The 13,548-nt window shown below is 64.9% G+C and carries 13 protein-coding genes and 3 tRNA genes; 4 read left to right on the forward strand and 12 right to left on the reverse strand.

What is annotated here, in order from left to right:
* Positions 1 to 73 precede the first annotated feature (73 nt).
* The 3 genes from pyrH to rpsB form a co-directional block, all read right to left on the reverse strand.
* The gene (gene pyrH, locus EYS21_RS07200) at positions 74 to 811 is read right to left on the reverse strand and encodes a UMP kinase (RefSeq protein ID WP_131132524.1); all 738 of its coding nucleotides are present in this window, start codon (positions 809 to 811) and stop codon (positions 74 to 76) included.
* 127 nt (positions 812 to 938) lie between these two features.
* Entirely contained in the window at positions 939 to 1,775 is an 837-nt protein-coding gene (gene tsf / locus EYS21_RS07205) for a translation elongation factor Ts (protein ID WP_131132525.1), read from the reverse strand.
* A 128-nt stretch (positions 1,776 to 1,903) separates the two neighbouring features.
* Positions 1,904 to 2,791, reverse strand: a complete 888-nt coding sequence (rpsB, locus tag EYS21_RS07210; protein ID WP_131132526.1) for a 30S ribosomal protein S2 — start codon at positions 2,789 to 2,791, stop codon at positions 1,904 to 1,906.
* Between the two features lie 436 nt (positions 2,792 to 3,227).
* Here rpsB and EYS21_RS07215 point away from each other — a divergent pair, with 436 nt between their 5' ends.
* Positions 3,228 to 3,821: a M23 family metallopeptidase gene (locus EYS21_RS07215; RefSeq protein WP_131132527.1), complete on the forward strand. Its 594-nt coding sequence runs from the start codon at positions 3,228 to 3,230 to the stop codon at positions 3,819 to 3,821.
* Here EYS21_RS07215 and EYS21_RS07220 read toward each other — a convergent pair.
* From EYS21_RS07220 to EYS21_RS07245, 6 genes are all read right to left on the reverse strand, one after another.
* A complete protein-coding gene (locus EYS21_RS07220; protein ID WP_131132528.1) occupies positions 3,818 to 5,008 on the reverse strand; it encodes an acyl-CoA dehydrogenase family protein in 1,191 nt (396 codons plus the stop codon). The two genes, EYS21_RS07215 and EYS21_RS07220, sit on opposite strands and share 4 nt — an antisense overlap.
* A gap of 168 nt (positions 5,009 to 5,176) precedes the next feature.
* Positions 5,177 to 5,250 (reverse strand) — tRNA-Ile (locus EYS21_RS07225).
* A 77-nt stretch (positions 5,251 to 5,327) separates the two neighbouring features.
* Positions 5,328 to 6,524 carry a glycosyltransferase gene (locus tag EYS21_RS07230; RefSeq protein ID WP_131132529.1) on the reverse strand — a complete coding sequence of 399 codons (1,197 nt, stop codon included), beginning with the start codon at positions 6,522 to 6,524 and terminating at the stop codon, positions 5,328 to 5,330.
* 96 nt (positions 6,525 to 6,620) lie between these two features.
* Positions 6,621 to 7,529, reverse strand: a complete 909-nt coding sequence (locus tag EYS21_RS07235; RefSeq protein WP_131132530.1) for a DMT family transporter — start codon at positions 7,527 to 7,529, stop codon at positions 6,621 to 6,623.
* Complete coding sequence (locus tag EYS21_RS07240) at positions 7,529 to 8,152, reverse strand: CDP-alcohol phosphatidyltransferase family protein (RefSeq protein ID WP_131132531.1); 624 nt, start codon at positions 8,150 to 8,152, stop codon at positions 7,529 to 7,531. The genes EYS21_RS07235 and EYS21_RS07240 overlap by 1 nt, the downstream gene beginning before the upstream one ends.
* 47 nt (positions 8,153 to 8,199) lie before the next feature.
* Positions 8,200 to 9,054, reverse strand: a complete 855-nt coding sequence (locus EYS21_RS07245; protein ID WP_131132532.1) for a phage holin family protein — start codon at positions 9,052 to 9,054, stop codon at positions 8,200 to 8,202.
* 179 nt (positions 9,055 to 9,233) lie between these two features.
* On the opposite strand from EYS21_RS07245, the gene EYS21_RS07250 reads away from it, so the two are divergent.
* The 3 genes from EYS21_RS07250 to EYS21_RS07260 all read left to right on the forward strand — a co-directional run bounded on the left by EYS21_RS07250 (position 9,234) and on the right by EYS21_RS07260 (position 11,191).
* On the forward strand, positions 9,234 to 10,457 hold the full coding sequence (locus EYS21_RS07250; protein ID WP_242633327.1) for a multidrug effflux MFS transporter: 1,224 nt from the start codon (positions 9,234 to 9,236) through the stop codon (positions 10,455 to 10,457).
* A gap of 49 nt (positions 10,458 to 10,506) precedes the next feature.
* Positions 10,507 to 10,686, forward strand: a complete 180-nt coding sequence (locus EYS21_RS07255; RefSeq protein WP_131132534.1) for a hypothetical protein — start codon at positions 10,507 to 10,509, stop codon at positions 10,684 to 10,686.
* A gap of 97 nt (positions 10,687 to 10,783) precedes the next feature.
* Positions 10,784 to 11,191 carry a hypothetical protein gene (locus EYS21_RS07260; protein ID WP_131132535.1) on the forward strand — a complete coding sequence of 136 codons (408 nt, stop codon included), beginning with the start codon at positions 10,784 to 10,786 and terminating at the stop codon, positions 11,189 to 11,191.
* Between the two features lie 50 nt (positions 11,192 to 11,241).
* Here the strand turns inward: EYS21_RS07260 and EYS21_RS07265 are convergent.
* The 3 genes from EYS21_RS07265 to dnaG form a co-directional block, all read right to left on the reverse strand.
* Positions 11,242 to 11,314: transfer RNA gene (locus tag EYS21_RS07265), tRNA-Asn, on the reverse strand.
* A 126-nt stretch (positions 11,315 to 11,440) separates the two neighbouring features.
* A tRNA-Asn gene (locus EYS21_RS07270) sits at positions 11,441 to 11,513 on the reverse strand.
* A 55-nt stretch (positions 11,514 to 11,568) separates the two neighbouring features.
* Positions 11,569 to 13,500, reverse strand: coding sequence for a DNA primase (dnaG, locus tag EYS21_RS07275; RefSeq protein WP_131132536.1), 1,932 nt, complete (start codon positions 13,498 to 13,500; stop codon positions 11,569 to 11,571).
* Positions 13,501 to 13,548 lie beyond the last annotated feature (48 nt).

Consider the following 13,548-nt stretch of genomic DNA (forward strand, 5'->3'; position numbering starts at 1 on the left):
GTTCAGTGTTGCTGGTTCCATCGCTGGTCCCGCCAGCGGGGATGGATCTGTCCTGAAAACATCCTAGCTGTTGCTAGGCGGTCACCAGGGTGCCCAGCTTTTCGCCGAGGATGGCGCGGGTGACGTTGCCCTCGCCTTCCATTCCGAAGACCACCATGGAGAGGTTGTTGTCTTTGCACATGGTCATTGCGGTCTGGTCCATGACGCGGATGTCGCGGCGCAGGGCGTCGTCGTAGCTCAGGGTCTCCAGGCGTTCGGCTGAGGGGTCCTTCTTGGGATCGGCCGTGTACACGGCATCCACGCCGCTCTTGGCCATCAGCACCACGTCCGCGTGCACTTCCAGGGCCCGCTGTGCGGCCACGGTGTCGGTGGAGAAGTACGGGAGGCCGGCGCCGGCGCCAAAAATGACGACGCGGCCCTTTTCCATGTGCCTGATGGCGCGGCGGGGAATGTAGGCCTCGGCCACCTGGCCCATGGTGATGGCGCTCTGGACCCGCGTTTCCACGCCGGCCTGCTCCAGGAAGTCCTGCAGGGCCAGGCAGTTCATGACGGTGCCAAGCATGCCCATGTAGTCCGCACGTGAGCGGTCCATGCCGCTTTGGGACAGTTCGGCGCCACGGAAGAAATTACCGCCGCCGACGACGATGGCCACTTCCACTTCCGGGACCGCAGCAGCGATCTGCTTGGCGACGTCGCGGACGGTATCGGGGTCAACGCCCAGCTTTCCGCCGCCGAAGACCTCACCTGAGAGCTTCAGGAGAACGCGGCGCCTGCTCTTCTCCGACTGGTTGGACGATTTGACGGCTTCCATGGGTGCCTTCCCGTTCGTGAACTCTGAAAAAGATTATCCTGCCGGGCGGCCAAAGGTCTCATCGACGGCTGCCCCGGTGCATGCAAAAGGGGCGGCCACCGAAGTGGCCACCCCTTTGCAGGTACGACTAGGAGCCGACGCGGAAACGCGTAAAGGCCGTAGCCTTGACGCCGGCCTCTTCGAGGACCTGCGCCACGGACTTCTTGGCATCCTTGGCGAATGACTGGTCAACGAGGACCTCGCCCTTGTAGAAGCCCGTCACGCGGCCTTCGACGATCTTGGTGAGGGCAGCTTCCGGCTTGCCTTCAGCTTTGGCCGTCTCTTCGGCGATGCGGCGCTCGGACTCAACCAGCTCGGACGGAACGTCCTCGCGGGTCAGGTAGTTCGGGGCCATGGCGGCAACGTGGACAGCAACGTCGTGGGCGGCGGTGGTGGCGGCTTCGCCTTCACCGTCGACGGCGAACAGCACGCCGACCTGGGCCGGGAGGTCCTTGGAGGTCTTGTGCAGGTAAGCGTCGACCGTTGCGCCCTCAATGCGGGAGATGCGGCGGACAACAACCTTTTCGCCCAGGACTGCGCCTTCTTCGACGACGACCTCGGAGAGCGGCTTGCCGTCAACGTCGGTGGCGAGGAGGGTGTCGAGGTCGGCAGCGCCGGACTCCACGGCCACGGCCAGGACCTTGTCGGCGAGCTGGATGAACTTGTCAGCCTTGGCCACGAAGTCGGTCTCGCAGTTGACCTCGATCATCACGCCGACGCCGTTGGTGACCTTTGCGGCCACCAGGCCTTCGGCGGTGGAGCGGCCTTCGCGCTTGGTCGCGCCCTTGAGGCCCTTGATGCGGATGATTTCGATGGCCTTCTCGGCGTCACCGTTGGCTTCGTCAAGAGCCTTCTTGACATCCATCATGCCGGCGCCGGTGCGCTCACGCAGAGCCTTGATATCAGCGGCAGTGTAGTTCGCCATGTGAACCCCTCTGTCTAGAAAATTTATGTGGTGTACGGACCGACAGGACAGCAGCCCACCTGGTGAGCCGCCGTCCTGTCAGCAGTTCCGGTGCTGCTGGCAGCGCCGGTATTCCGGATTTACTTGTATTACTTGTCCGCGTCTGCGGCGGGAGCCTCGGCAGCGGCCGGGGCTTCCTCGGCAGCCGGTGCAGCAGCTTCTTCAGCGGCCGGGGCTTCTGCAGCTGCCGGAGCGGCAGCCTCTTCAGCCTTGCTGCCTTCGAGGAGTTCGCGCTCCCACTCAGCCAGCGGCTCTTCCGGAGCTTCCGTGGTGCCCGTGGCGCGCTGGTTACGGGCGATCAGGCCCTCAGCAACGGCGTCGGCGACAACGCGGGTCAGCAGGTTCACGGAGCGGATGGCGTCGTCGTTGCCCGGGATCGGGAAGTCAACCTCGTCCGGATCGCAGTTGGTGTCCAGGATGGCCACAACCGGGATGTTCAGCTTCTTGGCTTCGTCAACAGCAAGGTGTTCCTTCTTGGTGTCCACGATCCACAGCACCGAGGGTGCCTTGGTCAGATTGCGGATACCGCCGAGGTTGGTCTCAAGCTTGGTGAGTTCGCGGCGAAGGAGCAGCAGTTCCTTCTTGGTGTATGCAGAACCGGCGACGTCATCGAAGTCGATTTCTTCCAGTTCCTTCATGCGCTGGATGCGCTTGGAAACGGTCTGGAAGTTGGTCAGCATACCGCCGAGCCAGCGCTGGTTCACGTAGGGCTGGCCAACGCGGGTTGCCTGCTCAGCAATTGCTTCCTGAGCCTGCTTCTTGGTGCCGACGAACAGTACGGTGCCGCCGTGGGCAACGGTGGCCTTGACGAACTCGTAGGCGCGGTCGATGTAGGACAGCGACTGCTGGAGGTCAATGATGTAGATGCCATTGCGTTCCGTGAAGATGAATCGCTTCATCTTCGGGTTCCAACGGCGGGTCTGGTGTCCAAAGTGGACGCCGCTGTCAAGCAGCTGGCGCATAGTTACGACGGGCATGCCGGCGCTCCTTCCGGCAGGTCATTCATGAGAAGGCCCTGAGGCCCTCTTACCCTGCCAATAGTTGACGGTTATTTAGCGTGACCCAAGGCGGGCCGTGCTCCTGGCATCCATTGCGCTTCCCATCAGGGCCATGGGGTCCTGACCGCGGGAGGCACAATCCTCCTCACAAGAAGCCGGGGCTTCAGATTCAAAGGGCTGGATGCGCGTAGTCAGCCGATGCTCCCCCGCACCTCTGAATGAGACGTGCCGACGCGTGGCGGACCGGCGGATTTAACCGCTGACACGACAAACGTTGAGGGCGCAGCAAACTGCTCCATCAAGTGTACTACAGGCACCCCCTCCCGACGGACACCCGGAAGGGCGCCGCAGGCCTTTGTCCACATGGGAAAAACAGCCCTTCCCGAAGGCTGGGTGGCGGCGGAATGCTGGGCAGATGAAAGCTCCAGCCTTGCTCGCCGCGGTCCTGCTCCTTCCGGCGTCCGTCACGCCGGCCGGTGAGGTGCTGTCTGCCGCACCAGCCCCGGTCCCTGGCAGTTACCCGGCCGTTTCGGCATCTGCCGAACCGGCTCCGGCCCAGCCGACGTGGCAGTGGCCCCTTGCGCCCAGGCCCGGTGTGCTTCGGGCGTTTGATCCCCCGGACAAGCCGTGGATGAGCGGACACCGCGGCGTGGACCTTGGGGCAACGCACGACGGCGTGCCGGTCACCGCGCCGGAGTCCGGAACCGTCAGCTTCGTGGGCGTGGTGGTTGACCGGCCGGTGATCACCATTGATCACGGAAACGGGCTGCGGAGCAGTTTCGAACCGGTGGAAAGCTCCCTGGCAGTCGGGGCCACAGTGGCCAAAGGTGACGCGATCGGAACCTTGATGCCCGGCCACTGCGGCGCCCGTCCGTGCGTCCACTGGGGCGTCCGGCGCGGCGAGGACTACGTGAATCCTTTGGAGTTCGTCCTTGACCTCCGGCCCTCCATCCTGCTCCCCCTGTCCCGGGGCTGGCCCGATCCGGGACAGGACGATCGGGCAGGCTAGACGATCGCGGAAATGCCCGTGATGGCGCGGCCCGTCACCAGGGTGTTGACCTCATGCGTGCCTTCGTAGGAATAGATGGCCTCCGCGTCGGCGAAGATCTTCGCCATCTCAAAGTCGGTGACGATTCCGTTGCCGCCCAGGAGGCTCCGCCCGATCGCCACGCTTTCGCGCATCCGAGCCGTTGTGAAGGCTTTCGCCAGGGCGGACTGCTCGTCCTTCGCCTGGCCGGCGTCCTCAAGCTGGGAGAGCCGGACCATCATGCCCATGGAGCTGACGGCATTCCCCAGGATCTGCACCAGCTGGCTCTGGACCAGCTGGAAGGATGCCAGCGGGCGGCCGAACTGGTGGCGCTCCACGGCGTAGCGGCGGGCCACGTCGAACGCCGCCAGCTGCTGGCCCACGGCCTGCCAGGCAACGCCGAGGCGGGTGACCTTGAGGACCTTGTTGGTGTCGCGGAAGCTGTTGGCGTTGGCGAGCTTGAAGAAGTCGGGCACCACCACGTTGTCCAGATTGATGTCGGCGTTCTGCACGGTTCGCAGCGAGATCTTGTTTTCGATCTTGGTTGCACTGAATCCGGCAAGCTTGGTGTCTACCAGGAAGCCCTTGACCTGGTTGTCCGCGAGGTCCCGCGCGTAGATGACCACCCAGTCCGAAAAGGTGGCGTTGCCGATCCAGCGCTTGGCGCCGTTGAGGATCCAGGAGTCCCCTTCGCGCCGGGCAGTGGTGCGGGTCCCGCCGGCCACATCCGAGCCGCCCAGCGGCTCGGTCAGCCCGAATGCCCCGATCTTCTTCAGCGAGTAGATGTCCGGAAGCCAGGCGTCCTGCTGTTCCTGCGAGGCCAGCGCCTCAATGGATCCGGTGAAGAGTCCGTCATGGACGCCCATGAACGTCGAGATCGAGGTGTCGGCCCGCGTGACTTCCGCGTGCATCAGTCCGGCGAACAGGTTGGAGTGCCCCTGGCGCCTGACCGGGCTGACCAGGTCGATCTCGGCCAGCCTGGGGATGAGGTCCATCGGGAATTCGCCGCGGTTCCAGCAGTCCACGGCGATCGGACGGACTTCGCGGTTAAGGAATTCGCGGACCTCCGCGAGCCTGTCCTGCTCTTTTCCCGTGAGCATCTGCTCAAAAGCGAAAAAGTCGCCGTCGGCGTACGGAAGGTCGCTGATGTCAATGGATTTCCTGGACATGGTTTCCTCGCAGGGGGTCAGTACTGGCGGAAGAGCCCCACGGGATGGATGTCCCAGGGAACCCACTAAGTTACTGGTCAGTAACATACCGCATCCTGCAGGTTAAACCAAAGAACCGCGGCCTGGTGTGGGCCACGGTTCTTTGGACTGAAACGACGGTTCCAGGGGTAGGGCTACTCGGACTTGAACCGAGGACCTTAGGATTATGAGTCCCGCGCTCTAACCAGCTGAGCTATAGCCCCGTGCGCCCTGCGGATCCGTGTCCAAGGGACTTTGGATCCGGCGGGGCAAAAACACTCTAGCAAACCACGGAATGCCTTCAGACCACCTTGTCCTCGAAGCCTGCTCCGCGGTAGAGGTCCTCAAAAGTCTGCAGTGTTCCCTGCATGCTGTGCGGCTCCACCATCCGGCGGCTGGCCCGGCCCATTTCAGCCAGCTCCTCTGCCGGAAGCTGGAGGACGCGCGCGATCTTGGCCGCAAGGTCGCTGCTGTCGTTCGGGGTGAAAAGGTACCCGTTCCCGCCGTCCCGCACCAGGTGCGGCAAGGCCATGGCATCGGCAAGCAATACCGGTGTGGACGCCGACATGGCCTCCAGGGTGACCAGTGACTGCAGTTCGGCGGTGCCGGGCATGCAGAACAGGTCAGCCTTGATGTACGCCTCACGGAGGTCTTCGTCGCTGGCCAGGCCCAGGAACTTCACCCGCTCGCCCAGCCCCAGCCGTTGCACCTGCGCCTCCAGGGCGGCACGCACCTCGCCGCCGCCAACAATTTCCAGGTGGACGTTCAGTTCCGCCGGCGTCTTGGACACGGCATCAATCAGCACGTCAACGTGCTTCTCCTCGGCCAGCCGGCCCACGAACAGCAGCGTGGGGTGCGTGTGGCGTTCGATGACTTCCCCGGGCTGCAGCTCATAGGCCGAGGCATCGATGCCGTTGGAAAGCGGCAGCACCTTGCGGAGGAAGGCATGCTGGTGCATCGCCTTGGCCGCCAGCGGTGTGGGGGTGGTGACGACGTCGGCCTGGCCCATGACCTTGCCCATGTCCTTCCAGGAGATCTTTCCGATGATGTCCTTGAACCACTGCGGGAACGGCAGGAAGGGGTTGAGGTTTTCGGGCATGAAGTGGTTGGTGGCCACCACCCTGATGCCACGCTTGACGGCTTCGTACAGGACGTGTTCGCCAATCATGTAGTGGCTCTGGATGTGCACGACGTCGGGGTTAACCCGGTCGAACAGGAGGCTGATCTCCTTCTTGATCTCCCAGGGAAAGCAGATCCGGAAGTATTCGTGCGTAAAAACCCCGTGCGAGCGGAGCCGGTGCACGGTGGCCTCGGACCGGAACTCCGTAAAGCTCTTTCCGTTGTCCGCGCGGCACGCCAGGACATGCACGTCATGGCCGCGCCCGGTCATTCCCTTGGCCAGCCGGTAACCGAACGTGGCGGCACCGTTGATGTGGGGCGGATAGGTGTCCGCGGCGATCAGGACAGTCAGGGGAGGCTGGTCGGCGGGCGTTGTCACGTGGAGAGCTCCTGATGGTCTCGGTGCCGGCAGCTGAGGCTGACAGCACCGCTTGGCCGCTGGCACGGTAGTGCCGGGCCTCTTAGTGAAAATCGGCTAGTGGGACGCCCGGCCCGCGGCCTTCCGCGCATCCTTCTTGCGCTTGGTGACCTCGGGGTGGTGCCTGGAAAGGGCGATCACCCCAACGATAGCAAGGGAAGCAGCCGTACCCATGGCAATCGCCATCACGGCGTGGACGTCCGGGCGGAGTTCGCCCAGAATGACGATGCCAATGGCGATCCCCACGATCGGGTCGATGACGGTGAGGCCGGCGATGACGAGATCCGGCGGTCCGCCGGAGTAGGCGCTCTGGACGAACCAGGAGCCCAGGCCGCCGGCTGCGGCGATGGCCACCACGGAGTACCACTGCACGTTGAGCAGGACCAGCCCGTTGGGATCCAGCAGGTGCTTGCCGATGATCCTCGTCAGGACGGCCACGAAGCCGAACAGGACGCCGGCACCCAGGATGTAGACGAAGGCGCTCATCCGGTGCCGGAACATGGCGGCCAACGTGCCGAAAATGCCCACTGCGAGAGCCAGCAGCAGCACAATCGTGAGCTCATCGTCGTGGCTGACATGGTGGTTCTCCTGCGTCACGTTGACTGCGAGGAGGACAAACAGCGCCGACCCGCTGACGCACGCTGCGATGGCCACCCAGGTTGCCCTGTTGATGGTGAGGTCCTGGTCCCGGGCGTTGACCACGGTGGTGATCACGAGTGCAATCGCGCCGATCGGCTGCACCACGGTCAGCGGAGCGGATACCAGTGCCACGGCGTTCATTCCCATCCCCACGCCGAGCAGGAGCAGCCCGAGCACCCAGCGTGGGTTGCGCAGCAGCCTGAGGAAGCCGTTGGAGCTGAGGGCCAGCCCGCCGGTATCGGCTTTAACGGCGCTGCCCTGCTTCTGTGCACCGATGGCCAGGAAAAATGCTCCGAGCACCGCGAGCAGAACCGCCAGCCACACCATCAGGCGGTGCCGCCGTCGTGAGGTGGCTGCATTCTGCCCTTCCGGAGAATGGCCCAGAAGTAGTTATAGGCGGCAATCCAGTGCCCGGCCAGGCCGAGTCCCAGCACTACCCAGGCCGCAACGTGCAGGGCCCCGGCCAGCGGGACGTCCAGCCGGGACAGCACCAGCATGGGCGTGCCGAGGAGCAGCAGCCCGGTGCGGACTTTGCCGACCCGGCTGACCGGAAGGTCAGGGTGTCCGCCGAAGTAGGAAAGTGTCAGGACGAGCAGGACGGCGTCGGGAATGACCAGCGCGGCGAGGTAGAGCCAGTGCACTACTCCGGCGATCACCAGGGTGACGGCGACGGCGATCAGCGCGAGCCTGTCTGCGATCGGGTCCATCACCCGGCCCAGCCTGGACGCCTGGTCGAAGCGGCGGGCCACGTAGCCGTCGACCCAGTCAGTGCTGGCCATGACGGCCAGGACGACGACGGCCCAGCCGTACTCCTTCTGGGCCAGGACCAGCCAGATGAACAGTGGGACGCCCATAAACCGCAGCACGGTGAGGGCATTGGGGACCGTGAAGACGAGGTCGTGGTCAACCTGGGGGCGGCCCGGACGGGAGCCAGCACCAATGAACTTCATCCCGTCCCCCTTTCCTCAAAGCATGGTGTGCAGCATGGCGTGTGGAGCTACGGGTTCTTCAGCAGCTTGCGCAGCAGCACCACAAAAACGGCCGCCGCGCCTGCAAAAGCGGCCAAGGGCTTCCAACGAAGGGCCGCCCCGCCCGGTTCCCCTGACAGGCCGGAAATCTTCTCCGCTGCGACCTCCCGGCTATGGTTCAGCAGCGCCTGGCCTTCCCGCAGCTTCTCCTGCGCGGCACCTGCAAGGAACCGGACCTGGGGCTTGATGTCGAGTTCGGTGTCCAGTTCGTCGCGGACCTCCGTGAGGTGGCGCCGGCGCTGGTCGAGGCGGCGGTGCAGCTCGGGTTCGGACGCGTGCGGGAATTCCTTGTTGTGCTCCTCGGCCTTGGCTTCCTTCTCCACTTTGGCCTTCGCAGCAGCTTCTGCCTTGGCGGCCTTGGCGGCCTTCGCTTCGGGGCTGGACGGATCGAGGAAGGCCGGGTTGAAGTCCGAACCTTCCTTGACGATGCCGAGGTCGTGCTTGATCCCCCGGATGGTCTCCTCCGGAACCAGCGGCATGGCCTTCTTGAACTTCTGTACTCCCACCAGGCCACCCACCGCGGCGATCAGCAGGAACGCGGCGCTGACCAGCAAAGCGGCCAGCCACGCCGGCATGATGGTGGCAAGTCCCATGATCGCGGCCACGATGAGCCCGACGACCAGGAACGCCACAAAAACCAGTGCGACGGCGAAGAATGCGGCAGCGACTCCGAGCTGGATGCCCTTGCGCTTGATCTCAACCTTGGCCAGGGCGATTTCGTCATTGATCTGGCGGGGGGCCAACCGGAAAAGGAGTTTGAGGGTTCTGGGGAGCGCAGTGATGCGCAGGCCCTGGCTGGTCCGCCCGCTGTGACGTCCGCTCATCGGTTCCGCCTAACTGGTTGCATGGTCGATTCGGCTTCCGTGTACTGCGGGAGAGTGCAGCTGCACAGTCCCCGCCCACAAAACTATCATTCAGGTTCAGGACGAACTTCGGGCCATGCGGAGCGGCGTGCCCTCCAACGCTGTAAATGTTGGATGCATCGGGCCTAGGATTGATCTCCGTGACCATAACCGCCAATCCGGGCGATCTGCTGACCCGCCGCCGGAAACTCCTGTACATCCTCCTGCTCGGCGCGCTTACCGCTTTGGGACCGTTCACCATCGACCTGTACCTGCCGGCCTTCCCCGCCCTCGAGGCCAGCCTGGGAGTCACCGAGGCGCAGGTCCAGCTGACGCTGGCCGGGACAACAGTTGGCTTCGCCCTGGGCCAGCTGGTGGTGGGGCCCTTCAGCGACAAGTTCGGACGGCGGCTGCCGCTGATTCTTGCCACGGCCGTGCACATCGCAGCGTCTGTAGGTGCAGCACTCTCCACCGACATCGCAACGCTGGGCTTGTTCCGCGTGCTGATGGGCGTCGGCGCCGCGGGCGGCGGCGTGGTTGCCATGGCCATGGTCAGGGACCTCTTTTCCGGATATGCGATGGTGCGGATGTTCTCCCGGATGGCGCTCGTCAACGGACTCGCCCCCATCCTGGCGCCGGTCATCGGCTCCCAGCTGCTGCTGGTCATGCCCTGGCCCGGGATTTTTGTGTTCCTCGCCTCCTACGGCACCTTGGTGATCATCGCAGCCCTTTTCCTGGTCCGTGAGACGCTCCCGCCGGAAAAGCGCGGCCAGTCCGGGCTGACGGCCGGCCAGCGCTACAAGGTCCTCTTCACCGACAGGATCTTCGTAGGGCTCCTGCTGGTGGGCGGCATGAACTTTGCCGGGCTCTTTACGTATCTCTCCGCTTCGCCGTTCCTGTTCCAGGACGTCTTTGGGTTCTCCCCCCAGCAGTACGGCCTCCTCTTCGGCATCAACTCCCTGGGCATCGTCGCCGGTGTCCAGACCAGCTCCCGGCTCATCAGGCGCGTACCGCCGCAGTGGATCCTGGCGTGCTCCACGGCCTGGATGTTCCTGATGTCGCTGCTGATTGTTCTCTTCGACCAGCTGGGATTTGGCCTGTGGGGAGTCATGGTGCCGCTCTGGTTCTACATCCTGGGTACTGGCTTCACCTTTCCCTGTGTGCAGGTCCTGGCCCTGGCCAGCCATGGCGACAAGGCGGGTACGGCAGCTTCTCTCCTGGGCGCAGCCACGTTCATGATGGCCGGGCTGATCTCTCCGGTGGTGGGTTGGCTGGGCATCGAGACCGCCACACCCATGGGTGCCGTGCAGGCCGCATGCATCCTGATGGGCATTGCGGCGCTGTGGCTGGTGGTCCGGCCCCGCACCGTCCCTTCGATCCACTGACCGCGTGCAACGGGCCTGGGGCCGCTACCTGCGGCAGTAGGGTGGGACGATGACACGCAAGCCGCACCGCAACGGGCGGGGACTGTTCCTCGGCGCGGTGCTGGGCGCCGTCGTGGGCTACTTTGCCGGCCGGGCGCTGGGCAACCCTGCGATCGGCATCATCCTTGGCTCACTGGCCGGCTCAGCCCTGCTCTACCGCCTCAATCCGGGCCCCTGGAACCGCCGCTGACCAGCCTGCGGCGGCAGCACGGTGCGTGCAAATCCGAGGGCCCTCCGTCCGTTCCGCCCCCTGCCGCCCGGGGCGGTTCCCGCGATAAAATGTTTCCGTGCACAGCTGGCAGGCCCCACCGCCACTCCCGGCCACGTGGCAACGGTGCGACACCGGCATATTGCCCCTGTGGTGGGATCGGCTGTGTGCCCAAACAGGTGAGCAGTCGGCGGCCCTGTACGCCGCGGGTCTCTTCACCGAGGACCGCCGCCGGCCCATCGCGCAGTGGTACAACCCCGCCTTCAACGCGGCACTGCTCGTAGCGCCAGAGACCTCCGCCGAATGGCCGGTGCAGCGCTTCGGCATCTTCTACGCGCCACCGGACTCCGGCTTCACGCGCGTGTACTCCGCCCCGCACGAATGGCACCCGCGGGAGCCGCGCAAGTCCCCCACCGAGCAGGAAGCCTTCCAGGCGGCCATCTCCGAGGCAGAGCGCTTCCTGCAGGTGGAGATGGACTTCGTCTGAAATCAAAAGTCCCCGCCCTCACGAAAGAGGACGGGGACTTTTGGTGTTTGCTCCTCCTGCTGGACTTGAACCAGCAACCCTTCGATTAACAGTCGAATGCTCTGCCAATTGAGCTAAGGAGGAATGAAGCAGGTATGACATTAGCAAACGTTTCAGGGCTATGGGAAATCGGCGCCACGACGGCGAATAAATACCCTCCCCGGGTATAAAAAAGTCCCCGTTCCGGAGGCCCGGAACGGGGACTGTGCGCTCCTCCTGCTGGACTTGAACCAGCAACCCTTCGATTAACAGTCGAATGCTCTGCCAATTGAGCTAAGGAGGAATGAAGCGGGTACTAGCCTAGCAAAGACCCCGCGGGGAAGTGAAATCGGCCCGACCTACGCGTCCGATCGCAGTGCCCGGCGCTCCATTTCCAGCATCATCAGTTCCCTGTTGAGCCGCTGGAAATCCTCCGGGTCTGCCGCCGGATCCAGCCGCTGCAGCTGGCCCATTTTGTCCGCCTTCACCCGGGTGATCTGCAGCTCGAACAGCCTTGAAAGGATGTCCTTGCAGTACTTCTGGACCGCTTCCTCGGTGCTCGCGGGCAGGGGCACCACAGCAAGTTCGGACACCAGCGGCCGGAGTGGTTCCGGCACCTCGTTCATGACCTGCTCCACCCAGCGCACGGGGTCTCCGATGAGCCCCGGTCCGGAGGCGCGCATGGCATCATGAACGGCCTGGAAGGCCGGTGTGACAAATCTCGCAGCCGAGAAACGCTCCCAGATGCCGCCGCCCAGGAGCGAAGGCTCCTGCAGCGCCACCTCGATCGCCTGCCGCTCCATGGACGCCACGGGGTCGCGGGGGTCGGGCCGGTGGTAGGAAGGGACAGCTCCCGACGCCGGCCCTGCAGCGACGCCGGGTCCGCCCGCCTGCGGCGTGGGCGCGGAGGTGTGGGCACCACCCGGGGCAGTGGCACCCGGAGCGCCCGGCGGGCCCGAGGCGGCCCGTTTCATCGCGACCGCCACGGCCCTGCTGACTTCCTCCACGGACATGCCGAGCCAGCCCGCCAGTTCTCGGGCGTACTCGGGCCTGATGGCGGCGTCGCGGATCTGGCCCACCACGGGAGCGGACTCCCGCAGCGCGGCCACCCTGCCTTCCACGGTGTCCAGGTTGTGCCGCTTCAGGGTGGCGCGGATGGCAAATTCGAACAGCGGCCGGCGGGTGCTGATGAGGTCGCGGACTGCGGCGTCCCCCTTGGTTTGCCGCAGGTCGCAGGGGTCGGCGCCGGTGGGCTCCACTGCCACGTACGTCTGCGCGGTGAAGCGCTGGTCCTCTTCGAAGGCCCGCAGGGCCGCCTTCTGCCCGGCGGCGTCGCCGTCGAAGGTGAAGATGACCTCTCCCCCGGTGCCGTCGTCGGAGAGCAGGCGGCGGGCGATCTTGATGTGCTCGGTGCCGAACGCGGTGCCGCAGGTGGCTACCGCCGTCGGAATTCCCGCAAGATGGCAGGCCATCACGTCCGTGTAGCCTTCCACCACCACCAGCTGGCGGTCCTTGGCGATGCTCCGTTTGGCGAGGTCGATCCCGTAGAGCACCTGGGACTTTTTGTAGAGCGCGGTCTCGGGGGTGTTGAGGTACTTGGGGCCCTGGTCGTCCTCGTAGAGCTTGCGCGCACCGAAGCCGATGGTGTCCCCGGCGATGTCGCGGATGGGCCAGATCAGCCGGCCACGGAAGCGGTCGTAGATGCCCCGGTTGCCTTCGGAAAACATTCCGGTCAGTTTGAGTTCCTGGTCCGTGAAGCCGCGTCCGCGGAGGTGCTTGAGGAGCGCGTCCCAGCCCTGCGGTGCATAGCCGACGCCGAACTGTTCCGCGGCGGCGCGGTCAAAGCCGCGGCCGTGCAGGAAGTTCCGGCCCTCCGCAGCCCCGGGGGTCAGCAGCTGGGCGCGGAAGAATTCGTCGGCGATCTTGTGCGCGTCCAGGAGCCGCTGCCGCTTGCCCACTTCTTCGCGGTTGGGCCCGGTGCCGCCGTCTTCATAGCGCAGCTCGTAGCCGATGCGGGCAGCCAGCTTCTCCACGGCCTCGTGGAAGGAGGTGTGGTCCTGTTTCTGGACAAAGGCGATGACGTCGCCGTCCTCGCCGCAGCCGAAGCAGTGGTACCTGCCCACCTGGGGGCGGACGGTGAACGACGGCGAGCGCTCGTCGTGGAACGGGCACAGGCCCTTGTAGGTTCCCAGCCCGGCACCTTTGAGCGTGACGTAGCCGTCAACCACTTCCTTGATGTCCGTGCGCTGGCGTACTTCGTCGATATCTTCACGTTTGATCAGGCCAGCCACAAAGCCATCCTAGTCCCGGGGCCGGACAAGCCGGTCCGCCGTGAGGCG

Origin of the sequence: Arthrobacter sp. S39, from assembly GCF_004320525.1 — a bacterium.
GTDB lineage: Bacteria > Actinomycetota > Actinomycetes > Actinomycetales > Micrococcaceae > Arthrobacter.

What these genes read in the sequence shown, in the direction of transcription:
- pyrH (WP_131132524.1), bottom strand. Translation starts at nt 811, where the DNA reads ATGGAAGCCGTCAAATCGTCCAACCAGTCGGAGAAGAGCAGGCGCCGC.
- tsf (WP_131132525.1), bottom strand. Translation starts at nt 1,775, where the DNA reads ATGGCGAACTACACTGCCGCTGATATCAAGGCTCTGCGTGAGCGCACC.
- rpsB (WP_131132526.1), bottom strand. Translation starts at nt 2,791, where the DNA reads ATGCCCGTCGTAACTATGCGCCAGCTGCTTGACAGCGGCGTCCACTTT.
- EYS21_RS07215 (WP_131132527.1), top strand. Translation starts at nt 3,228, where the DNA reads ATGAAAGCTCCAGCCTTGCTCGCCGCGGTCCTGCTCCTTCCGGCGTCC.
- EYS21_RS07220 (WP_131132528.1), bottom strand. Translation starts at nt 5,008, where the DNA reads ATGTCCAGGAAATCCATTGACATCAGCGACCTTCCGTACGCCGACGGC.
- EYS21_RS07235 (WP_131132530.1), bottom strand. Translation starts at nt 7,529, where the DNA reads ATGGTGTGGCTGGCGGTTCTGCTCGCGGTGCTCGGAGCATTTTTCCTG.
- EYS21_RS07240 (WP_131132531.1), bottom strand. Translation starts at nt 8,152, where the DNA reads ATGAAGTTCATTGGTGCTGGCTCCCGTCCGGGCCGCCCCCAGGTTGAC.
- EYS21_RS07245 (WP_131132532.1), bottom strand. Translation starts at nt 9,054, where the DNA reads ATGAGCGGACGTCACAGCGGGCGGACCAGCCAGGGCCTGCGCATCACT.
- EYS21_RS07255 (WP_131132534.1), top strand. Translation starts at nt 10,507, where the DNA reads ATGACACGCAAGCCGCACCGCAACGGGCGGGGACTGTTCCTCGGCGCG.